The following is a 20,786-nucleotide window of genomic DNA, read 5'->3' on the forward strand; positions in this document are numbered from 1 at the left end:
ACATTTACCTGCCAGGAGGGTAGCCGATGGAGGCTCTCGACGCATTGCTCAACCGTGTTTCCGTGCCACGCCTGACCGACCCGGCGCCCAATGCCGCCCAGCGCGAGGCGCTGTTCCAGGCTGCCCTGCGCGCCCCGGACCACGGCCAGCTGCGGCCGTGGCGCTTTCTCACCATCGAAGGCCAGGGCCGCGAGAAGCTGGGTGAGCTGTTCGCCGAAGCGCTGCAGCACAAGGGGGATGCCAGCCAGGCTGCCCTGGACAAGGCCCGCGTCATGCCCCTGCGGGCGCCGTTGCTGATCGTGGTCGTTGCCAAGCTGCAGGACCACTTCAAGGTGCCCAAGTCCGAGCAGCGGCTGGCGGCAGGCTGTGCTGCGCACGGCATCCTGATTGCGGCGCATGCGCAAGGTATCGGTGCGGTGTGGCGCACCGGGGACATGGCTTTCGATGCCCATGTGCACAAGGGCCTGGGGCTGGCCGCGAACGAGGAGCTGATCGGGTATCTGTATGTGGGTACGCCGTTGACCGAGCCGCGCACCGCGCCGACTCTGGAAACTGCAGATTTCGTCAGTGCCTGGGGCGAGTAACGCGGCCTTGGGCTGATTGCCGTATCAAGGCATCCGGCCCTTTCGCGGGTAAACCCGCTCCCACAGGTGTTGCGCAAATTTCAGGCCTTGCACAGTACCTGTGGAATAGGCCGGGTGCCTTTACAGCACATCAACCGCCTGTCGCTCCCACAGGTGTGGCGCAAAATTCAGGCCTTGCACAGTACCTGTGGAAGTGGGCGGGTGCCTTTACAGCACATCAACCGCCCGCCGCTCCCGCATGTGTGGCGCAAATTTCAGGCCTTGCACAGGTACCTGTGGGAGCGGGTTTACCCGCGAAGAGGCCGGGAGCATTTACATCAGATCAACTGCCTGTCGCTTCAGTCACAGGCAACTCCAGCCGCGCCACAAAGCCCCCCTGTGGATGGTTCTCCAGCACCAGGCTGCCACCATGCCGCTCCGCCGCCTTGCGTGCAATCGCCAGCCCCAGCCCATGCCCCGGCGCATCCTGCCCCGGCGCACGGAAGAACGGTTCCCCCAGCTGCGCCAGGTGTTCCGCCGCCGCTCCCGGCCCATGGTCACGCACGCTGATCACGATACGGTCCTGCTCGCGCACGGCGCTGACTTCGATCGGCTGGCCCTGCGGGTTGAAGCGCAGGGCGTTGCGCAGCAGGTTGTCCACGGCACGCTCGATCAGCGTTGGCCAACCCTGCAAGGTCAACCCCGGCTGTGCCTCCAGGCGCACGTCCTGCTCTGGTGCACTGAGCTGGGCGTCCTTGCGTACGCTGCCGAGCAGGGCGTTGAGGTCGACCGGCTCGGCATGGGCCTGTTCGGCATCGACCCGCGCCAGGGCGAGAATTTCGCTGATCAGGTCTTCCAGGCGGTCGCATTCGCGGGTCAGGCGTGGCCACAGCGCCTCACGCTGCTCAGGCTCGGCGCGCTCGGCCAAGGCCAGGGCGATACGCAGCCTGGCCAGCGGCGAGCGCAGTTCGTGGGACACATCGCGCAGCAACTGGCGCTGGCTGCCGATGGTGCTTTGCAGGCGCGCGCCCATCTTGTTGAAGTCCTTGGCCAGCACGCCGAACTCGTCACGCCGCGCCGCCAGCTGCGCCAGGCTGTTCTGCTGGTAGGTGGTCTGGCCCAGGTCATGCACGGCGCTGCGCAGGCGGCTGAGCGGGCGGGTGATGGACAGGGTCACCAGCAGGCTGAACAGGGTCAGCACCACCAGGGCAATGCCCAGCGCACTGAGCGGCCACAACAGGCTTTCGCGGTGCCAGGCATCCAGCGCCGGGTGGGGGATGCGGTAGATCAGCAGGTACGTCTCGCCGGTGTCGGGGCTGGTGTATTCCTCGGTCAACCGGCGCCACGGCAGGCGCCGCTGGTCATTGTGCTGGCGTGCCTCGAAGGCCGCCGCACGGCGCGGGAAGGTGCCGGGCACCACGGCTTCGCCACTGTCGTCGAGCACCTGCACGTCGATCTTGTAGCGGTCCTTGCGCCGTTCCAGGAAGTGCTGTGCCGAAGCCAGGCCTTCCTGTTCGTAATGCTTGGCCCACTTGCTGGCCAGGGTATTCAGGCCCGGGTGGCGGCTGAGGATCCAGGCGTCCTGGTTGAGCATATGGCCCAGCAGGATCGACAGGCCCGCAACCAGGGTGATGGCCAGCCAGAAACTGGCCAGGATGCGCCAGAACAGTGAACGCAAGTGCACCTCCTGCAAACAAGAAAAGCCCGGCTCGCACTGAGGCGGGCCGGGCATCGGGCGGACAGCTTACTGGGCCTTGTTGCCTTTTTCAGCTTTCCAGGCCTGGAACTCCTGCCACTCGGCTTTCTGTGCGGCGCGTTCCTTCTGCAGTTCGTCGAACTTCTTCTGCTGCTCAGGCTTGAGCAGGGCACGGACCGCGCTGTCGGTCTTGTCGCGGTTGGCCTGCAGTTCGTCCTTCATCGCCTTCTGGTCGGCGGCCGGCAGTTTGGACAGGTAGCGCTCGGTGATGTCGCGGCGCTGTTTCATCTGCTCGCCCATCAGTTTGCCGATCTGCTGGCGCTGGTCACGGCTCAGGTCCAGCTGGTGGAAAGGCGCATCACCGCGATGATGTGGGCCGTCGTGGCGCGGGCCGCCTTCAGGCATGGCCATGGCCACGGTCGGCAGGGCGGCGGCGAACATCAGGGCGATAAGGGTCTTGCGCATGGTGTCTCTCCTTTCATGGGCCGGTGGTTACCGGATGAGCACAGTCTAGGGAGATCACCGTCAAGCGCGGTCAGTGGATGGTAAAGGCTCGGTAAAGAAGTTCAGAGGCAGTAGTAATAACCACGGCTGCGCAGGGCGACGATGCGCGGCCGGCCATCGGCGTGGGGGCCTATCTTCTTGCGCAGGTTGCTGACGTGCATGTCCAGGCTGCGGTCGTACAGGGTCAGCTTGCGGCCCAGGCCGATCTGCGCCAGTTCCTGCTTGTCCAGCGGCTCGCCGGGTTGGCGCAGCAGGGCTTCGAGAATGCGGCTTTCGGACAGGGTCAGGGTCATTTCGCGGCCATCGATGCAGGCCACGCCACGGGCAGGGCTGTAGACCAGGTCGCCCAGTTCCACCTGGCTGGTGGTGGCGGTGGGGTGGCTGCGGCGCAGCACGGCACGCAGGCGAGCGGTGAGTTCACGCGGGTCGCAGGGTTTGGCCAGATAGTCGTCGGCGCCCAGTTCCAGGCCGAGGATGCGGTCCAGCGGCTCGCCGCGGGCCGAGAGCATCAGCACCGGCAGTTCGGCATGCTCGCTGCGCAACTGCTTGAGCAGTTCCAGGCCACTGCCGTCGGGCAGCATCACGTCCAGCACCACGGCCGCCGGGGCATGCGTGGCCAGGGCCTGGCGTGCGCTCTGGCCATCGTGGCAGGCGCGCACGGTAAACCCTTCCTGGGTTAGCCAGCTGCCGAGCAGCTCGCACAGCTCCTGGTCATCATCTATCAGTAACAGCTCGCTCATGACTCACTCAATTCAACCATTGACGGCGGCTATTCGGCCCGCCAGTGGCAAAGATACCGCAGACTGATGGCAACAGTATAACTGCCGGTACCGCGTGGGCTTCTTCGCGGTCTCAGATCAAGGCAGCACCTGCTTGAACGGCTTGACCACCACCTTGTCGTACACGCCCGCGGCAATGTAAGGGTCGGCATCGGCCCAGGCCTGCGCCGCGGCCAGGGAGTCGAACTCGGCAACGATCAGGCTGCCGCTGAAACCCGCTTCGCCCGGGTCGTTGCTGTCGATGGCCGGGTGCGGGCCTGCCAGTACCACGCGGCCCTCGGCCTTCAGCTGCTGCAGGCGTTCGATGTGCGCCGGGCGGGCGGCCAGGCGCTTTTCCAGGGAGTTTGCGACGTCGCTGGCGATGATGGCGTAGAGCATGTCAATCCTTGGGTTTGGAGGTAGAAGGGTCGTCGTGCAGGTGGCGCGACAGGTACACGCCCTGCGCTACCAGGAACATCACGGTCATGCCCAGGCTGCCGAACACCTTGAAGTCGACCCAGAAGTCCTGGAAGGTGAAGGCGACGAACAGGTTGGCCGCGCCGCAGAACAGGAAGAAGCCGATCCAGGCCAGGTTCAGGCGGGTCCAGATGGCATCGGGCAGGCTCAGGGCGTGGCCCATGATGCGCTTGATCAGCACCCGGTCGCCGATGAAGTGGCTGCCGGCGAAGCCCAGGGCGAACAGCCAGTTCACCACTGGCGCCTTCCACTTCAGGAAGGTTTCGCTGTGGAAGGTCAGGGTCAGGCCGCCGAACACCAGGCAGGCCACCAGGGTCAGCCACTGGCCCTTTTCCAGCTTGCGCTGGCGCAGGAACAGCGCGCCGTAGACCAACAGCGAGCTGATGATCAGCATGGCCGTGGCGCTGTAGATGCCGCCGAATTCGAAGCTGTGGCCGGCGACTTCCATGGGGCGCGGGTCGAGCTTGTAGACGATGAAGAACAGCAGCAGCGGGATGAAATCGATGAATTGTTTCACAATGGCAGCCAGAATCAGGATGTGACGGCATAATAACAAACATCGATTCCAGCGAAAGCGCTCCTCCATGAATGTTGATCTGCACTGTCACAGCACGGCCTCCGACGGCGCCCTGTCGCCCTCGATACTGGTCGCCCGGGCCCAGGAGCATGGGGTGCAAACGCTGGCACTGACCGACCATGACACCATCGAAGGCCTGCCCGAGGCGCGCCAGGCATGCCGCGACAAGGGCATGCACTGGGTCAGCGGGGTGGAGCTGTCGTGCACCTGGGGTGGCGCGACCATCCATGTGCTGGGCTATGACTTCCCGCTCGACGCACCGCCCCTGCTGGCGGCGATCGAAGCGCTGCACCGTGGCCGCTGGCTACGCGCCGAAGAAATCGACAAACGGCTGGCGGCCAAGGGCATGCCCGGTACCCTCGACGGCGCCCGCGCCGTGCAGCACGAACTGGGCGATAGCGGCAACGCCCCGGCGCGCCCGCATTTTGCCGAGTACCTGGTGCGTGCCGGGCACGTCAAGGACCGCGGCGAGGCGTTTCGCAAATGGCTGGGCGCCGGCAAGCTGGGGGACGTCAAGCAGCACTGGCCTACCCTCGATGAAACCGTCGCCACCCTGCGCCAGTCCAACGCTTGGGTGAGCCTGGCGCATCCCATGCACTACGATCTGACCCGCAGCAAGCGCAGAAGGCTGATTGCCGACTATATTCAGGCAGGCGGGCAGGCGCTTGAAGTGGTCAACGGGATGATGCCTGCCGAGCAGGTGGGCACCATGTCCATCCTCACCCGTGAGTTCGGCCTGCTGGCAAGCGCTGGCAGTGACTTCCACGGCCCCGGCACCTGGGGCGAGATCGGTGCCTACCGGCCTTTGCCCGAGGACCTGCCACCTCTGTGGCGCCGATTCAGCCATGAACAGCCTTTGGCGGTATGAACAGGACGACTACGTGAGCCAATTTTTCCAGATTCATCCGGAGAACCCGCAGCAGCGCCTGATCAAGCAGGCCGTCGAGATTATCCGCAAGGGCGGTGTGGTGGTGTACCCGACGGATTCGGCCTATGCGCTGGGTTGCCAGATGGGTGACAAGGCGGCCATCGAACGGGTGCGGCGCCTGCGCGGGCTGGACAAGACCCACAACTTCACCCTGATGTGCTGCGACATGTCGCAGCTGGGGTTGTACGCCAAGGTCGATACCGGCACCTTCCGTCTGCTCAAGGCACATGTGCCGGGGCCTTACACGTTCATCCTCAATGGCACGCGCGAAGTGCCGCGCCTGCTGTTGCACGATAAACGCCGCACCATCGGGCTACGGGTGCCGGCCCATGCCATCACCCTGGCCTTGCTGGCTGAACTGGGCGAGCCGTTGATGAGTGTGAGCCTGATCCTGCCGGGCGACACCGAGCCGATGACCGACCCTTACGAGATCCGTGAGCGCCTGGAGCACCATGTCGACCTGGTGATCGACGGCGGTTTCGGTGACCTCAAGGCATCGACCATCATCGACCTGTCCGGTGATGAGCCGGAACTGGTCCGTGAAGGCTGCGGCGACCCCACGCCGTTCCTGGTCAACGCGTGAGCCAGGTGGAAGCGCCCGAGGCGCCGGCCGAACAGGCCGAGGTGCCTCGCCAACTGCAATTGGCCCTGGTCTATGGCGAAGCCCTGACCGAGCTGCCGCTGGACCTGTACATCCCGCCGGACGCCCTGGAAGTCATCCTCGAAGCCTTCGAAGGGCCGCTGGACCTGTTGCTGTACCTGATCCGCAAGCAGAACATCGACATCCTCGACATCCCGGTGGCGGAAATCACCCGCCAGTACATGGGCTACGTGGAGCTGATGAAGAGCGTGCGCCTGGAGCTGGCCGCCGAATACCTGGTGATGGCTGCCATGCTCGCCGAGATCAAATCGCGCATGTTGCTGCCGCGCTCGGCCGACGTCGAGGAGGAGGAGGGCGACCCGCGCGCCGAACTGATCCGCCGGCTGCAAGAGTACGAGCGTTTCAAGGCCGCCGCCGAAGGTATCGATGAATTGCCACGGGTTGGCCGCGAGGTGGTGGTGCCGCGCCTGGAGGCGCCGCAGGCCAAGGTGCGCAAGCTGTTGCCCCAGGTCAGCCTGGAAGAGCTGCTGGTATCGATGGCCGAGGTGATGCGCCGCAACGACCTGTTCGAAAGCCATCAGATCACCCGCGAGACCTTGTCCACCCGCGAACGCATGAGCCAGGTGCTGGAACGCCTGAAGGGTGGCGGTTTCGTGCCGTTCGTCGAGCTGTTCGCCGCCGAGGAGGGCAAGCTGGGTGTGGTGGTGACCTTCATGGCGATTCTCGAGCTGGTGAAGGAATCGCTGATCGAACTGGTGCAGAATGAACCCTTCGCCGCCATCCACGTGCGGCTTCGCCCGGCGCTTGTTGAAGAACCTGATGAACCTGAATGAACCCCGCGACCTGGCGTCGCTGATCGAAGCCTTCCTGCTGGCTTCGGGCAAGCCGCAATCCCTGGAGCGCCTGTACGAACTGTTCGAGGAAACCGAGCGACCGGAGCCCAAGGTCTTCAGGCAGGCTCTGGAGCTGCTGGGCAAGTCGTGCAATGGCCGTGCCTTCGAGCTCAAGGAGGTGGCCAGCGGTTACCGCCTGCAGATTCGCGAGGACTTTGCGCCGTGGGTCGGGCGCCTGTGGGAAGAACGCCCGCAGCGCTACTCGCGCGCGCTGCTGGAAACCCTGGCCCTGATCGCCTACCGCCAGCCCATCACCCGTGGCGAAATCGAGGATGTGCGTGGCGTGGCGGTGAACAGCAACATCATCAAGACCCTGATGGAGCGCGAGTGGATCCGCGTGGTCGGCTACCGCGAAGTGCCCGGGCGGCCGGCGATGTTCGCCACTACCAAGGCGTTTCTCGACCATTTCAACCTCAAGAGCCTGGACGAGCTGCCAGCCTTGGCCGAGCTGCGGGAGATGGAGCCGGAGCCGCTGCTCGACCCGGATGATGCGCCAGTGCCGGCGCACCTGCAGGCATTGGCGGATGCCAGCCTTGGGGAAGAGGAAGAGGTTGCCGAGCCGAAGGAGGAGACCAGCTTCCGTAGCCTGCTGGTGGAGCTGGATGCCATGGAAGAGGGGCTGAAGACCGATTTCGATGATTTGCGCGAGGAAGAGGCTGAGGCTGCTGTGGAAGAGGACGGCAAGTTGCAGCCCTGAGTCTTCTGTTGTCTGTGTTGGCCCTTTCGCGGGTAAACCCGCTCCCACAGCGATATCACAGGTCCTGAGAGTGATGCGGTACTTGTGGGAGCGGGTTTACCCGCGAAGAGGCCGGTACTGCCAATACATAACCATTAGGCAGAAACCCCTCGCAATGCCCACAAAACCCTCTACCCTCCAGTGCGTTCCCCCGCCGAACCGCGTATGATGCGCGACCTTTTGGCGCGTTCGTCGCCAGAACCCTTATTTCATTCCTACACCGGGAGGTGCCCAGATGAGTGAGCAAGACCTGCAAGATACCGAAATCACCCCTCCATCCGGCGAAAAGCTGCAGAAAGTGCTGGCGCGCATTGGCGTTGGCTCGCGCCGTGACGTCGAGGCCTGGATCAGCCAGGGCCGCATCAAGGTCAACGGCGTCGAGGCCACCCTCGGCCAGCGCGTCGACCTGCACGACGCCATTGCCGTGGATGGCAAGTTGATCAAGCGCGAAGAGGCCGCCGAGGCCACCCGCCGGGTGATCATGTACAACAAGCCCGATGGCGAAATCTGCACCCGTGACGACCCGGAAGGCCGCCCGACCGTGTTCGACCGCCTGCCACGGCCGAAAGAAGGCCGCTGGATCAACATTGGCCGCCTCGACATCAACACCACCGGCCTGCTGCTGTTCACCACCGACGGTGAACTGGCCAACCGCCTGATGCACCCGTCCTACGAGATGGACCGTGAATACGCGGTACGTGTGCGTGGTGAGGTCGACGACGAGATGATCGAGCGCCTGAAGGCCGGCGTGATGCTGGAAGATGGCCCGGCCAAGTTCACCGACATCCAGAAGGCACCAGGTGGCGAAGGCTTCAACCACTGGTACCACTGCGTGGTGATGGAAGGCCGCAACCGTGAAGTGCGTCGCCTGTGGGAGTCTCAGGGCATGGTGGTCAGCCGCCTGAAGCGCGTGCGTTTCGGCCCGGTGTTCCTCAACTCCGACCTGCCGATGGGCCGCTGGCGTGAAATGAGCCAGGGCGAAATCGACATCCTCGCTGCTGAAGTTGGCCTGCAGCCGGTGGCGCTGCCAGCCATGAAGCTCAAGGCCAAGGACAAGATGGAGCGCCTGCAGCGCAAGTCGACCCGCCCGCTGGGCCGTGGCGAGCGCGTGCGCAACCTGCGCCCGGCTCACGAAGGGGCTGCTGCCGGCGAACGCCCGGCGCGCCAGACGCGTGAAGAGGCCCCGCGCAAGACCGGCCGTGGCAGCACCGTGGCCGAGCGCCCGAGCGAGATGCGCAAGCGTCCGGCCAAGCCTGAAGGTGACAAGCCGGCAGGGCGTGGCCGCGGCAAACCGCGTGGCTGATTGGCCTTTGCGTTGAAAGAGAACCAGCCTTCGGGCTGGTTTTTTATGCCTGTGAGATTTTGGGGCTGCTGCGCAGCCCATCGCGACACAAGGCCGCTCCTACTGAAATTGACGCGGTCCCTGTAGGAGCGGCCTTGTGTCGCGATGGGCCGCAAAGCGGCCCCAAGACATTGAACAAAAAGAATTTTCGGACGACTGGCAAGTTCTCGAACCACCCTGTAAAGAAAATTGTACGAATGTGGTCGGTTTCAGCCCGGATTTCAGATTAGGTCGAATCGTGTAAAAAAACCTTGCCGCTGCCTCCCCGCCAAAACAGCCGACCAAGCCCCGCCCACCCTTGCCCAAAGCCCCGCCCCACGGTGTTATAGCCGCCATTGCCGTGTGCAAAAGCCCGTCCACAGAGCCAGGCTGACAAAACAACAAATGGAGGCGCCATGTACGCCGATCACTCCGCCTTTCAAGGCCCACACCACAGGATCGCTGCGTTTTTTCCCGAGGAAACGATGCAACGCGTTGACGCCTGCGCGTTTGCAGGGGTATACAGTGCGCCGCGTTTTACCTGTGACTCCCTTGCGTACCGCGCACTCTTGATCACACCTGGTTGACCCGCCCCGGCGGCACCTGAGGTCAGGAAACCCAAGGTAACCACCTTGCCCATTCCGCTGCGCCACGAGCGCGGTGGGTCCGATTCCGTCACAGATAAAAACAATGCAGGTGACTTCGTTCATGAGTGGACAAAACATGCATTCAGGCGAGCTCAAGCGGGGCCTGAAGAACCGCCATATCCAGTTGATCGCCCTCGGCGGTGCGATTGGTACCGGCCTGTTCCTCGGCTCGGCAGGCGTGATGAAATCCGCTGGCCCGTCGATGATCCTTGGCTACGCCATCTGCGGCTTCATCGCCTTCATGATCATGCGCCAGCTCGGCGAAATGATCGTCGAAGAGCCGGTGGCCGGCTCGTTCAGCCATTTCGCCCACACCTACTGGGGTGGTTTCGCCGGCTTCCTGTCGGGCTGGAACTGCTGGGTGCTGTACATCCTGGTGGGCATGTCGGAGCTTTCGGCGGTCGGCAAATATGTCCACTACTGGTGGCCGGAGATCCCTACCTGGGTCACGGCGGCAGCGTTCTTCGTGCTGATCAACGCCATCAACCTGATGAACGTGAAGTTCTTCGGTGAGGCCGAATTCTGGTTTGCCATCATCAAGGTGGTGGCCATCGTCAGCATGATCGGCCTGGGTGCCTACCTGCTGACCAGCGGCAGCGGCGGCCCTGAAGCCACCGTGGCCAACCTGTGGTCGCACGGCGGCTTCTTCCCGAACGGTGTCAGCGGGCTGGTGATGGCCCTGGCCTTCATCATGTTCTCCTTCGGTGGCCTGGAAATGCTCGGCTTCACCGCTGCCGAGGCCGACAAGCCGAAGACCGTGATCCCCAAGGCGATCAACCAGGTCATCTACCGTATCCTGATCTTCTATGTCGGTGCCCTGGTGGTGCTGCTGTCGCTGACCCCATGGGACAACCTGGTCGCCAGCATCGATGCGTCCGGCGGCAGCTATGGCAGCAGCCCGTTCGTGCAGGTGTTCTCGCTGCTGGGCAGTGACGTGGCTGCGCACCTGCTGAACTTCGTGGTCCTGACTGCAGCGCTGTCGGTGTACAACAGCGGCACCTACTGCAACGCCCGCATGCTGCTGGGCATGGCCGAACAAGGTGACGCCCCGGCGTCGCTGGCCAAGGTCGACAGCCGCGGTGTACCGGTGCGCTCGATCCTGGTGTCGGCAGGCGTGACGCTGATCGCGGTGCTGCTCAACTACCTGATGCCGCAAAACGCGCTGGAGCTGCTGATGTCGCTGGTAGTGGCCACCCTGGTGATCAACTGGGCGATGATCAGCTACTCGCACCTGAAGTTCCGCCAGCACCTGGACCGCACTGGCCAGAAGCCGCTGTTCAAGGCGCTGTGGTACCCCTATGGCAACTACATCTGCCTGGCGTTCGTGGTGCTGATTCTGGGCATCATGGCGATGATCCCGGGTATCCAGGTTTCCGTGTATGCGATCCCGGTGTGGCTGTTCGCCATGTTCGTGGTCTACATGGTCAAGCCGCGTCGCAGGGCGCAGGCGCTTGGGGCTGCTGGTAGCGTGGCCAAGTAAGGCGCTGCAGGTAGCGTACAAATAACCCGAAGTCAGGAACTGGCTTCGGGTTTTTTATTGCCTGTACCGGCCTTTTCGCGGGTAAACCCGCTCCTACAGGGACATCATCTGACCTGAAAGCAGCGCTATACCTGTGGGAGCGGGTTTACCCGCGAAGAGGCCGGCACAGGCAAAAATCAGATCTGCTCCAGCAACCAGCTGCGAAACGCCCGCAGCGACGGCAACGCCTCATTGCGCGGTGGGTAGATCAGGTAATAACTGCGCTGGCTGGCAAATGCCACCCCGGGGCTGTATAGCTCACCCTTGGCCAGTTCTTCCTCCACCAGTATGCGCGGCACCAGGCCGATGCCGATCCCGGCGCGTACCGCCTGGATCAGGTGCGAGGTCAGCTCGAAGCTCGGCCCCAGGCGCATCGCCCGGTGCGCCAGGCCATGGTGCGAGAACCACTCGCCCCAGGCATGCGGGTTGTTGGCCACATTCAGCAGCACCTCTTCACTGATGCGTGCAGGGTTCCAGCCCTGGCTGTCCGCGCCAGCCTCCGGCGGCAATATCACCACCAGTTCCTCGGCATGCAGGCGATGGCAGATCAACCCCGGCAGGTCGTGGCTGGCCACGCCGATGGCGGCATCGATCTCGCTGGTGTCGAAGTTGATGGCTTCGATGCGTGAATGTATGTGCACCAGCATGCCCGGGTGGGCGCTGTAGAAGGCGTGCAGCCGTGGCAGCAGCCATTTCGAGCCGAAGGTGGGCAAGGTGGCCAGGCGCAAGGTGCCCACCCCCGACTGGTAGGCCAGTGCCTGCAAGGTGGCGCTGCGGATGCGCCCCAGTGCCTCGCTGAGCTCGCGCTGGTACAGGCGGCCGACATCGGTCAGCTGCACCTGGCGCCCCTCGCGGCGGAACAGGGTCAGGCCCAGTTGCTGCTCCAGCGCCTGCACCTGGCGGCTGACCGCGCTCTGGGTCAACGACAGCTCGGCGGCGGCGCGGGTGTAGCTTTCATGCCGGGCGGCAGCCTCGAAAGCCAGTAGCAGCGACATGGATGGGGTCAGATGGCGGTAATTCATTCATGAAAGTCATTAATAGCGGCAGGATTATCCGTTTGCCCCTGAAGCAAAACTACAGGAACATTGGCCTGCACGTCACCTCCGCATGCCATCACCCATGCCGGAACGACAGGAATCCCGTGAATTAGCCAATATCAAGAGGCCATCCTTCGATGATCGCCCAGCTGTCGACCGTTGCCCCGAGCGCCAACTACCCCGAATTCCTCGAAGCCCTGCGCAACAGCGGCTTCCGTGGCCAGATCAGTGCCGACTACGGTACCCGCACGGTGCTGGCCACCGACAACTCGATCTACCAGCGCTTGCCGCAGGCGGCGGTGTTCCCGCTGGACGCCGACGATGTGGCGCGGGTCGCCACGCTGATGGCCGAGGAGCGCTTCCAGCAGGTCAAGCTGACCCCGCGCGGCGGTGGTACCGGCACCAACGGGCAGTCGCTGACCGACGGGATCGTCGTCGACCTGTCGCGTCACATGAACAAGATCCTCGAAATCAACGTCGAGGAACGCTGGGTGCGGGTGCAGGCCGGTACCGTCAAGGACCAGCTCAACGCCGCGCTCAAGCCGCACGGGCTGTTCTTCGCCCCCGAGCTGTCCACCTCCAACCGTGCCACTGTCGGCGGCATGATCAACACCGATGCCAGCGGCCAGGGCAGCTGCACCTATGGCAAGACCCGCGACCACGTACTGGAGCTGCACAGCGTGCTGCTCGGTGGCGAGCGCCTGCACAGCCTGCCGATCGACGATGCCGCGCTGGAACAGGCCTGTGCCGCGCCCGGCCGGGTCGGCGAGGTGTACCGCATGGCGCGGGAAATCCAGGAAACCCAGGCCGACCTCATCGAAACCACCTTCCCCAAGCTCAACCGTTGCCTGACCGGCTACGACCTGGCGCACCTGCGCGACGAGCAGGGCCGCTTCAACCTCAACAGCGTGCTGTGCGGTGCCGAGGGCTCGCTGGGCTATGTGGTCGAAGCCAAGCTCAATGTGCTGCCGATCCCCAAGTACGCCGTGCTGGTCAACGTGCGTTACACCAGCTTCATGGATGCCCTGCGTGACGCCAACGCGCTGATGGCGCACAAGCCGCTGTCGATCGAGACCGTCGACTCCAAGGTGCTGATGCTGGCGATGAAGGACATCGTCTGGCACAGCGTCGCCGAGTACTTCCCGGCCGACCCCGAGCGCCCGACCCTGGGCATCAACCTGGTGGAGTTCTGCGGCGACGAGCCGGCCGAGGTCAATGCCAAGGTGCAGGCGTTCATCCAGCACCTGCAGAGCGACACCAGCGTCGAGCGCCTGGGCCATACCCTGGCCGAGGGCGCCGAGGCGGTCACCCGCGTCTACACCATGCGTAAACGTTCGGTGGGCTTGCTGGGCAACGTCGAGGGCGAAGTACGCCCGCAACCGTTCGTGGAAGACACCGCGGTACCGCCAGAGCAACTGGCCGACTACATCGCCGACTTCCGTGCACTGCTCGATGGCTACGGCCTGGCCTACGGCATGTTCGGCCACGTCGATGCCGGCGTGCTGCACGTGCGCCCGGCACTGGACATGAAGGATCCGGCCCAGGCCGCACTGGTCAAGCCGATTTCCGACGCCGTGGCGGCGCTGACCAAAAGCTATGGCGGCTTGCTGTGGGGCGAGCACGGCAAGGGCCTGCGTTCGGAATACGTGCCGGAGTATTTCGGCGAGCTGTACCCGGCGCTGCAGCGCCTGAAGGGCGCTTTCGACCCGCACAACCAGCTCAACCCCGGCAAGATCTGCACCCCGCCAGGCAGCGCCGAGGGCCTGACCAAGGTCGATGGCGTGACCCTGCGCGGCGACCTCGACCGCACCATCGACGAACGCGTGTGGCAGGACTTCCCTAGCGCCGTGCATTGCAACGGCAACGGCGCCTGCTACAACTACGACCCCAACGACGCCATGTGCCCGTCGTGGAAGGCCACCCGTGAACGCCAGCATTCGCCCAAGGGCCGTGCTTCGCTGATGCGCGAATGGCTGCGCCTGCAGGGCGAGGCCAACATCGACGTGCTGGCGGCGGCGCGCAACAAGGTGTCGTGGCTCAAGGGCCTGCCGGCACGCCTGCGCAACAACCGTGCGCGCAGCCAGGGCCAGGAAGACTTCTCCCATGAGGTGTATGACGCCATGGCCGGCTGCCTGGCGTGCAAGTCGTGCGCCGGGCAGTGCCCGATCAAGGTCAACGTGCCGGATTTCCGCTCGCGCTTCCTCGAGCTGTACCACGGCCGCTACCAGCGCCCGCTGCGTGACTACCTGATCGGTTCGCTCGAGTTCACCATCCCGTACCTGGCTCACGCGCCCGGGCTGTACAACGCGGTGATGGGCTCGAAGTGGGTGAGCAAGCTGCTGGCCGACAAGGTCGGCATGGTCGACAGCCCGCTGATCAGTCGCTTCAACTTCCAGGCCACCCTGACCCGCTGCCGCGTCGGCGTGGCCAGCGTGCCGGCCCTGCGTGAACTGACCCCGGCCCAGCGCGAGCGCAGCATCGTGCTGGTGCAGGATGCATTTACCCGTTACTTCGAGACACCGCTGCTGTCGGCCTTCATCGACCTGGCGCACCGCCTGGGCCACCGGGTGTTCCTGGCGCCGTACAGTGCCAACGGCAAGCCACTGCACGTTCAGGGCTTCCTCGGTGCGTTCGCCAAGGCGGCGATCCGCAATGCCACCCAGCTCAAGGCCCTGGCCAAGTGCGGCGTGCCGCTGGTGGGCCTGGACCCGGCAATGACCCTGGTGTATCGCCAGGAGTACCAGAAAGTGCCGGGCCTGGATGGCTGCCCGCAGGTGCTGTTGCCGCAGGAGTGGTTGATGGATGTGCTGCCGGAGCAGGCACCGACCGCGCCGGGCAATTTCCGCCTGATGGCGCACTGCACCGAGAAGACCAACGTGCCGGCCAGCACCAGGCAGTGGGAGCAGGTGTTCGCCCGCCTTGGCCTGAAGCTGGTGACCGAGGCGACTGGCTGCTGCGGTATGTCCGGTACCTATGGGCACGAGGCGCGTAACCAGGACACCTCGCGGACCATCTTCGAGCAGTCGTGGGCGACCAAGCTGGACAAGGAAGGCGAGCCGCTGGCGACCGGTTACTCGTGCCGCAGCCAGGTCAAGCGCATGACCGAGCGGCAGATGCGCCACCCGCTGGAAGTGGTGCTGCAGTACGCTCAGCGCTGACCTTCACGGCCCCGGGGGCTGCCTTGCAGCCCATCGCGACACAAGGCCGCTCCTACAAGAGATCGCGTTTTTCTTGTAGGAGCGGCCTTGTGTCGCGAAAGGGGCGCAACGCGCCCCCCCTGTTTTTAAAGACCCCGCTGACGCCGCACCTGCCTGTACAGATACAGGCTCAACACCAGCCCGCAAGCCGCCGCCGCTGCCGCAAACAGAAACATCGAAGCAAACCCGAACCCCGCCGCCACCGCGCCCACCAGCGGCCCGGTCACCCCCAGCGACAAATCGATGAACAGCGAATAAGCCCCCACCGCCGCCCCGCGGTTGGCCGCCGACACCTGGTTCACCGCCTCCACCCCCAGTGCCGGGAACACCAGCGAGAAGCCGAACCCGCTCAGTGCGGCCCCCGCCAACGCCAGTTCGGCGCTGGGCGCCAGCCACAGCATCAGCAGCCCGAGTGTTTCCACCGACAGGCAGGCGATCGCCACCCGGAACCCGCCAAGCCGGTTGATCAGGTTGCCGAACAGTAGTCGCGCACTGATGAAGCTGGCGCCAAACAGGCTCAGGGTCAGTGCCGCATTGGCCCAGCCGCGGCTGGCGTAATACAAGGTGATGAAGGTGGCGATGGTGCCAAAGCCGATCGAGCCCAGGGCAAGCCCCGAGCCGTGCGGGAACACCTTGCCCAGCACCCGCAGGAACGGCAGGCGCACGCCACTGACGATCGGTGCGGCCTGTTTGGGCCAGGCCAGCAGCAACCCGAGCGCACACAGCAGGATGATGCTCACGCCCATGCTCCACAGGCCCAGGCTCTTGACCATCAGCACGCCCAACGGAGCGCCGATGGCCAGCGCGCCATAGCTGGCGATGCCGTTCCAGGAAATGACCTTGGCCGTGTTTTCGGCACCTACACGGCCAATGCCCCAGCCAATGGAACCGGAGCCCACCAGGCTTTCCGCACTGCCGAGTACCAGGCGGCCGACCAGCAGGCAGGCCAGGCTCAGCCAGGGCAGGTGGGTGAGGAAGGCGCAGGCCAGCATGAACACCCCGCTGAGCCCGCAGCCGGCCAGGCCATACATGACCGCCTTCTTGCTGCCGTGGTTGTCGATGATGCGGCTGGCGGTGGGGCGGCTGAGCAGGGTGGCCAGGTACTGCACGCTGATCACCAGGCCCGCGACCACGGCACTGAAGCCCAGGTCGTTGTGCACATAGCCGGGCAATACGGCCAGCGGGATGCCGATGTTCAGGTAGCCGATGAAGGTGAAGAGGACGATGGAGACGACTTGCAGGGTGACCGCAAGGGGGCGCGGTGAGTGGGGCATGAGGGCCTACGTGGGTTCTGGACGGTGTGAAAACGTGATGACGGGGTAGCCCGCAGGTCAGCCGTTTTCACACAGTTGGGGATGCGCGGTTATTCCTGGTCAGCGCTGGATTGATCGTCACCATCCTGCTCGACGGCAGCTGCCGGTTCGGCGTGAACGGTCACGGTTGGCTCTTCTGGGTTCAGGCTTGGGAAGGGAAGATTCGGGATTTCATGCATCTCGTCGTTCCTCGCAAGTGTGAGTGAAAAGTCTGCGCCAGGCGCGTTTGAAGCTTCGCAAAGCTGGGGCAGGATACACAAGTCTGGATGACAGTTTGGATTTTTTAGCGGTCGCTTGTCGGTTTTGCGGGCGAACAGCGGACATGTTTCCTGCAAAAAACTGGGGCCCCTGTGGGAGCGGGTTTACCCGCGAACACCGGCGAAGCCGGTGCCATGCACCGCGTTGTCTGCTTCGCGGGTGAACCCGCTCCCACAGGCTCCAGTTTCTTAGTGCTTACTTGCGGCCTTCAGCCGTCTCCGCCACCTTGTCGGTGCGTGCGCACATGATGAAGTCATTGCGGTGCAGGCCTTTGATCGAGTGGCTCCACCAGGTCACGGTGACCTTGCCCCACTCGGTCAGCAGGCCCGGGTGGTGGCCTTCGGCCTCGGCGATCTCGCCCACGGCATTGGTGAACGCCAGGGCGTGCTTGAAGTTCTTGAACAGGAACACGCGCTCCAGCTCCATGTGGCCGTCACGTACTTCGATGTTCCAGTCCGGGATTTCGCGAATCAGCTCGGCCAGCTCTTCGTCGGTGACCTTTGGTGCGTCGGCGCGGCAGGCTTCGCAATGGGCTTGGTTCAAGGCATTCATGTGGTGTTTTCCGGTTCGAGTTGTTATCGGCAAGGTCGCTCAGGCAGCGACCTTGGGTGGAAACTTCGGTGCGTGCAGGCCCAGCTGCATGGCTTTGTGAACCATGCCCATGATGTCTTCGTGGGCCAGGTCGAACAGACGCTTCATGTTCGGTAGCACGAAATACAACGGCTGCAGGATGTCGATGCGGTACGGTGTGCGCATGGCCTCGATCGGGTCGAAGGCCTGGTGCTCGGGCTCGCCAGACAGACTGTAGACGGTCTCCTTTGGCGACGAGAGGATGCCGCCGCCATAGATCTTGCGGCCCTGCGCGGTTTCCATCAGGCCGAACTCGATAGTCATCCAGTACAGGCGCGCCAGGTACACACGTTGTTCCTTGGTCGCGGCCAGGCCGAGCTTGCCGTAGGTATGGGTGAATTCGGCGAACCAGGGGTTGGTCAGCAGCGGGCAGTGGCCGAAGATCTCGTGGAAGATATCGGGCTCTTGCAGGTAGTCCAGCTCTTCCGGGGTGCGGATGAAGGTGGCGACCGGGAAGCGCTTGCTGGCCAGCAGTTCGAAGAAGGTCTGGAAGGGGATCAGCGCCGGGACCCGGGCAACCTGCCAACCGGTGGTGGCGCCCAGCACCTTGTTGATCTCGCCCAGTTGCGGAATACGGTCATGGGGCAGCTTGAGCTGGTCGATGCCGTCCAGGTATTCCTGGCACGCGCGGCCTTCGATCACTTTCAGCTGACGGGTGATCAGGGTGTTCCATACCGCATGCTCTTGCTGCGGGTAATCGATAAAACCATGCGCATCGGGCTCGCGTGCCACGTATTGCGTCTGTTTCATGTGGCTCTCCTGGTGAGGGCTTTTCTTGTTATGTGCAGGACATGCCTAAGGAATATCCCTTCACTGGCCACTTTGCACGGGGTGGGCCAGTGGGCGGGACCGGCATTCGGCGATGTTTTCGTAACGATAATTTTACAAAAAGGCGCAGGTGTCGGAAAATCCGAGGCATCTGGCTGAAGCTTCGGCTGTTTTTGTCAGCTTATCTTTACGACTTTTCCGCGCGGTGTTGAAAAACATTGGCGCTTCGAGAGCCCTCATGCGTATCAAAGTGCATTGCCAGAACCGTATTGGCATCCTGCGCGACATCCTCAACCTGCTGGTGGAGTACGGCATCAACGTGCTGCGCGGCGAGGTGGGCGGTGACCATGGCAACGCCATCTACCTGCATTGCCCGAACCTGATCAATCTGCAGTTCCAGGCGCTGCGGCCGAAGTTCGAGGCGATTGCCGGGGTATTCGGTGTCAAGCGCGTGGGGCTGATGCCCAGCGAGCGCCGACACATGGAGCTGAATGCGTTGCTGGGTGCGCTGGATTTTCCGGTACTGTCGATCGACATGGGCGGCAGCATCGTCGCCGCCAACCGTGCCGCTGCGCAGCTGCTGGGGGTGCGGGTGGACGAGGTGCCGGGCATGCCGCTGGCGCGCTATGTGGAGGACTTCGACCTGCCAGAGCTGGTGCGCGCCAACAAGTCGCGCATCAACGGCTTGCGCATCAAGGTCAAGGGCGATGTGTTCCTGGCCGATATCGCGCCGCTGCAGTCCGAGCACGACGACAGCGAGGCGCTGGCCGGCGCGGTGCTGACCCTGCACCGCGCCGACCGAATCGGTGAGCGCATCTATAACGTGCGCAAGCAGGAGCTGCGCGGTTTCGACAGTATCTTCCAGAGCTCGCGGGTGATGGCTGCGGTGGTACGCGAGGCGCGGCGCATGGCGCCGCTGGACGCACCATTGCTGATCGAGGGCGAGACCGGCACCGGCAAGGAGTTGCTGGCGCGTGCCTGCCACTTGGCCAGCCCGCGCGGCCAGTCACCGCTGATGGCGCTCAACTGCGCCGGGTTGCCCGAGTCGATGGCCGAGACCGAGCTGTTCGGTTACGGGCCCGGGGCATTCGAAGGGGCGCGGGCCGAGGGCAAGCTGGGGCTGCTGGAGCTGACCGCCGGTGGCACGCTGTTCCTTGATGGGGTAGGGGAGATGAGCCCGCGCCTGCAGGTGAAGCTGCTGCGTTTTCTGCAGGATGGCTGTTTCCGTCGTGTCGGCAGCGATGAAGAGGTGTACCTGGATGTGCGGGTGATCTGCGCGACCCAGGTGGATTTGTCCGAATTGTGTGCCCGTGGCGAGTTTCGCCAGGACCTGTATCACCGGCTCAATGTGTTGTCGCTGCACATTCCGCCATTGCGCGAATGCATGGATGGCCTGGAAGGGCTGGTGCAGCACTTTCTCGACCAGGCCAGCCGACAGATTGGCTGCGCCATGCCGCGCCTGGCGCCGGCGGCGATGGACAAACTTGGCCAGTATCATTGGCCGGGTAATGTAAGGCAGTTGGAAAACGTGTTGTTCCAGGCGGTTTCGTTATGCGAAGGCGGCGTGGTCAAAAGTGAACATATACGTTTGCCGGATTACGGCGTGCGCCAACCGCTGGGTGAGTTTTCGCTGGACGGGGATCTTTCGCAGATTGTCGGGCGCTTTGAAAAAGCGGTGCTGGAAAGTTTGATGGGGGAATTCCCGAGTAGTCGGGCTTTAGGTAAAAGACTGGGTGTTTCGCATACGACTATTGCCAACAAGTTGAGGGATTATTCACTTGGCAAGTCTGCAGATTAATCAGGATTTATAAGAGGCGGGACTGCTGCGCAGTCCTTTCGCGACACAAGGCCGCTCCTACAAAGGCCTGCGTACGCCTATCAATGTAGGAGCGGCCTTGTGTCGCGAAAGGGGCCCGCAGGGCCCCCAATTCACAAGGTATCAGCCGTTCGAGCAGCCGTTCCCCATCACGCGGTATTCGAGAATGTGCTTCTGGCCCTTGGAGTCCTCGTAGGTCATGCGGGCTGGCACGACTTCGCACACATTGGGCACTTCGCTCATGGAAATGACGCGGGCAATGTCCAGGTGCTGCGAGTAACTGTACTGTTCAACCGGAATCTGCTCGGCATCTTTGGCTTCGCCGGCCATCGCCGCGCCGCAAAGACTGCCAAGTACCAATACCAGTAAAGCTTTCATTTTCAATTTACCTGTCTAAGGTCGTGAGGGGGCACGCGGCGCTTATGGCGCCGCGAGTATTGCTAGTTTTAACTATCAGGTTTGGAGGGGGATTAACGCTTGCCTTCGTGGGGGCTGTTACCAGTTGTTAATCGCCTTGCCGTTGCTGGCGAGGTGAATTTTATGGCTG

Annotated in this window: 20 protein-coding genes; 9 read left to right on the plus strand and 11 right to left on the minus strand. The window is 63.6% G+C overall.

Annotation, left to right across the window (positions count from 1 at the left end):
- Positions 1–26: 26 nt before the first annotated feature.
- Positions 27–584, plus strand: coding sequence for a nitroreductase family protein (locus CAG00_RS07295; RefSeq protein ID WP_085663951.1), 558 nt, complete (start codon positions 27–29; stop codon positions 582–584).
- A 322-nt stretch (positions 585–906) separates the two neighbouring features.
- Here CAG00_RS07295 and CAG00_RS07300 read toward each other — a convergent pair whose 3' ends face one another.
- The 5 genes from CAG00_RS07300 to CAG00_RS07320 all read right to left on the minus strand — a co-directional run bounded on the left by CAG00_RS07300 (position 907) and on the right by CAG00_RS07320 (position 4,515).
- Positions 907–2,247, minus strand: a complete 1,341-nt coding sequence (locus CAG00_RS07300) for a HAMP domain-containing sensor histidine kinase (protein ID WP_085663952.1) — start codon at positions 2,245–2,247, stop codon at positions 907–909.
- Between the two features lie 60 nt (positions 2,248–2,307).
- Positions 2,308–2,724 (minus strand): Spy/CpxP family protein refolding chaperone, encoded by a 417-nt coding sequence (locus CAG00_RS07305; RefSeq protein ID WP_025340137.1) that lies wholly within the window; start codon positions 2,722–2,724, stop codon positions 2,308–2,310.
- 101 nt (positions 2,725–2,825) lie between these two features.
- Positions 2,826–3,503, minus strand: coding sequence for a response regulator transcription factor (locus tag CAG00_RS07310; RefSeq protein WP_085663953.1), 678 nt, complete (start codon positions 3,501–3,503; stop codon positions 2,826–2,828).
- 117 nt (positions 3,504–3,620) lie between these two features.
- A complete protein-coding gene (locus tag CAG00_RS07315) occupies positions 3,621–3,920 on the minus strand; it encodes a YciI family protein (RefSeq protein WP_015271283.1) in 300 nt (99 codons plus the stop codon).
- Between the two features lies 1 nt (position 3,921).
- Entirely contained in the window at positions 3,922–4,515 is a 594-nt protein-coding gene (locus CAG00_RS07320) for a septation protein A (protein ID WP_085663954.1), read from the minus strand.
- 67 nt (positions 4,516–4,582) lie between these two features.
- Here CAG00_RS07320 and CAG00_RS07325 point away from each other — a divergent pair, with 67 nt between their 5' ends.
- The 6 genes from CAG00_RS07325 (at position 4,583) to CAG00_RS07350 (ending at position 11,181) form a co-directional block, all read left to right on the plus strand.
- Positions 4,583–5,443, plus strand: a complete 861-nt coding sequence (locus CAG00_RS07325) for a PHP domain-containing protein (protein ID WP_085663955.1) — start codon at positions 4,583–4,585, stop codon at positions 5,441–5,443.
- A 13-nt stretch (positions 5,444–5,456) separates the two neighbouring features.
- Positions 5,457–6,086, plus strand: coding sequence for an L-threonylcarbamoyladenylate synthase (locus CAG00_RS07330; RefSeq protein WP_038408376.1), 630 nt, complete (start codon positions 5,457–5,459; stop codon positions 6,084–6,086).
- Positions 6,087–6,211: 125 nt separating this feature from the next.
- Positions 6,212–6,937, plus strand: a complete 726-nt coding sequence (locus CAG00_RS07335) for a ScpA family protein (RefSeq protein ID WP_162276787.1) — start codon at positions 6,212–6,214, stop codon at positions 6,935–6,937.
- Complete coding sequence (scpB, locus tag CAG00_RS07340; protein ID WP_085663956.1) at positions 6,924–7,694, plus strand: SMC-Scp complex subunit ScpB; 771 nt, start codon at positions 6,924–6,926, stop codon at positions 7,692–7,694. The genes CAG00_RS07335 and scpB overlap by 14 nt, the downstream gene beginning before the upstream one ends.
- 274 nt (positions 7,695–7,968) lie before the next feature.
- Entirely contained in the window at positions 7,969–9,036 is a 1,068-nt protein-coding gene (gene rluB / locus CAG00_RS07345) for a 23S rRNA pseudouridine(2605) synthase RluB (protein ID WP_085663957.1), read from the plus strand.
- Positions 9,037–9,762: 726 nt separating this feature from the next.
- Complete coding sequence (locus CAG00_RS07350; RefSeq protein WP_075047028.1) at positions 9,763–11,181, plus strand: amino acid permease; 1,419 nt, start codon at positions 9,763–9,765, stop codon at positions 11,179–11,181.
- A gap of 176 nt (positions 11,182–11,357) precedes the next feature.
- On the opposite strand, the gene CAG00_RS07355 is transcribed toward CAG00_RS07350, so the two are convergent.
- A complete protein-coding gene (locus tag CAG00_RS07355; protein WP_085663958.1) occupies positions 11,358–12,242 on the minus strand; it encodes a LysR substrate-binding domain-containing protein in 885 nt (294 codons plus the stop codon).
- A gap of 152 nt (positions 12,243–12,394) precedes the next feature.
- Here CAG00_RS07355 and CAG00_RS07360 point away from each other — a divergent pair, with 152 nt between their 5' ends.
- Positions 12,395–15,415: an FAD-binding and (Fe-S)-binding domain-containing protein gene (locus CAG00_RS07360; RefSeq protein WP_085663959.1), complete on the plus strand. Its 3,021-nt coding sequence runs from the start codon at positions 12,395–12,397 to the stop codon at positions 15,413–15,415.
- A 125-nt stretch (positions 15,416–15,540) separates the two neighbouring features.
- Here the strand turns inward: CAG00_RS07360 and CAG00_RS07365 are convergent, their stop codons facing one another.
- From CAG00_RS07365 to phhA, 4 genes are all read right to left on the minus strand, one after another.
- On the minus strand, positions 15,541–16,728 hold the full coding sequence (locus CAG00_RS07365; protein ID WP_085663960.1) for an MFS transporter: 1,188 nt from the start codon (positions 16,726–16,728) through the stop codon (positions 15,541–15,543).
- Between the two features lie 89 nt (positions 16,729–16,817).
- Positions 16,818–16,946 (minus strand): hypothetical protein, encoded by a 129-nt coding sequence (locus CAG00_RS29015; protein WP_015271274.1) that lies wholly within the window; start codon positions 16,944–16,946, stop codon positions 16,818–16,820.
- Between the two features lie 274 nt (positions 16,947–17,220).
- On the minus strand, positions 17,221–17,577 hold the full coding sequence (locus tag CAG00_RS07375) for a 4a-hydroxytetrahydrobiopterin dehydratase (protein WP_003254532.1): 357 nt from the start codon (positions 17,575–17,577) through the stop codon (positions 17,221–17,223).
- 39 nt (positions 17,578–17,616) lie between these two features.
- Positions 17,617–18,405 (minus strand): phenylalanine 4-monooxygenase, encoded by a 789-nt coding sequence (gene phhA, locus CAG00_RS07380; protein WP_003260109.1) that lies wholly within the window; start codon positions 18,403–18,405, stop codon positions 17,617–17,619.
- A gap of 256 nt (positions 18,406–18,661) precedes the next feature.
- Between phhA and CAG00_RS07390 the strand changes: the two genes are divergently transcribed.
- Positions 18,662–20,221 carry a sigma-54-dependent phenylalanine hydroxylase transcriptional regulator PhhR gene (locus CAG00_RS07390; RefSeq protein WP_025340129.1) on the plus strand — a complete coding sequence of 520 codons (1,560 nt, stop codon included), beginning with the start codon at positions 18,662–18,664 and terminating at the stop codon, positions 20,219–20,221.
- Between the two features lie 141 nt (positions 20,222–20,362).
- Here CAG00_RS07390 and CAG00_RS07395 read toward each other — a convergent pair whose 3' ends face one another.
- On the minus strand, positions 20,363–20,617 hold the full coding sequence (locus tag CAG00_RS07395; protein ID WP_003260110.1) for a DUF2790 domain-containing protein: 255 nt from the start codon (positions 20,615–20,617) through the stop codon (positions 20,363–20,365).
- Positions 20,618–20,786: the final 169 nt, after the last annotated feature.

It is taken from the genome of Pseudomonas sp. B5(2017) (genome assembly GCF_002112825.1).
Classification (GTDB): domain Bacteria; phylum Pseudomonadota; class Gammaproteobacteria; order Pseudomonadales; family Pseudomonadaceae; genus Aquipseudomonas; species Aquipseudomonas putida_Z.

Bases quoted from the DNA above. Each gene is read 5' to 3' on its own strand.
- CAG00_RS07305 (WP_025340137.1), bottom strand. From the start codon at position 2,724: ATGCGCAAGACCCTTATCGCCCTGATGTTCGCCGCCGCCCTGCCGACC.
- CAG00_RS07315 (WP_015271283.1), bottom strand. From the start codon at position 3,920: ATGCTCTACGCCATCATCGCCAGCGACGTCGCAAACTCCCTGGAAAAG.
- CAG00_RS07310 (WP_085663953.1), bottom strand. From the start codon at position 3,503: ATGAGCGAGCTGTTACTGATAGATGATGACCAGGAGCTGTGCGAGCTG.
- CAG00_RS07365 (WP_085663960.1), bottom strand. From the start codon at position 16,728: ATGCCCCACTCACCGCGCCCCCTTGCGGTCACCCTGCAAGTCGTCTCC.
- CAG00_RS07360 (WP_085663959.1), top strand. From the start codon at position 12,395: ATGATCGCCCAGCTGTCGACCGTTGCCCCGAGCGCCAACTACCCCGAA.
- phhA (WP_003260109.1), bottom strand. From the start codon at position 18,405: ATGAAACAGACGCAATACGTGGCACGCGAGCCCGATGCGCATGGTTTT.
- scpB (WP_085663956.1), top strand. From the start codon at position 6,924: ATGAACCTGAATGAACCCCGCGACCTGGCGTCGCTGATCGAAGCCTTC.
- CAG00_RS07390 (WP_025340129.1), top strand. From the start codon at position 18,662: ATGCGTATCAAAGTGCATTGCCAGAACCGTATTGGCATCCTGCGCGAC.
- CAG00_RS07325 (WP_085663955.1), top strand. From the start codon at position 4,583: ATGAATGTTGATCTGCACTGTCACAGCACGGCCTCCGACGGCGCCCTG.
- CAG00_RS29015 (WP_015271274.1), bottom strand. From the start codon at position 16,946: ATGCATGAAATCCCGAATCTTCCCTTCCCAAGCCTGAACCCAGAAGAG.
- CAG00_RS07355 (WP_085663958.1), bottom strand. From the start codon at position 12,242: ATGAATTACCGCCATCTGACCCCATCCATGTCGCTGCTACTGGCTTTC.
- CAG00_RS07375 (WP_003254532.1), bottom strand. From the start codon at position 17,577: ATGAATGCCTTGAACCAAGCCCATTGCGAAGCCTGCCGCGCCGACGCA.
- rluB (WP_085663957.1), top strand. From the start codon at position 7,969: ATGAGTGAGCAAGACCTGCAAGATACCGAAATCACCCCTCCATCCGGC.
- CAG00_RS07395 (WP_003260110.1), bottom strand. From the start codon at position 20,617: ATGAAAGCTTTACTGGTATTGGTACTTGGCAGTCTTTGCGGCGCGGCG.
- CAG00_RS07295 (WP_085663951.1), top strand. From the start codon at position 27: ATGGAGGCTCTCGACGCATTGCTCAACCGTGTTTCCGTGCCACGCCTG.
- CAG00_RS07350 (WP_075047028.1), top strand. From the start codon at position 9,763: ATGAGTGGACAAAACATGCATTCAGGCGAGCTCAAGCGGGGCCTGAAG.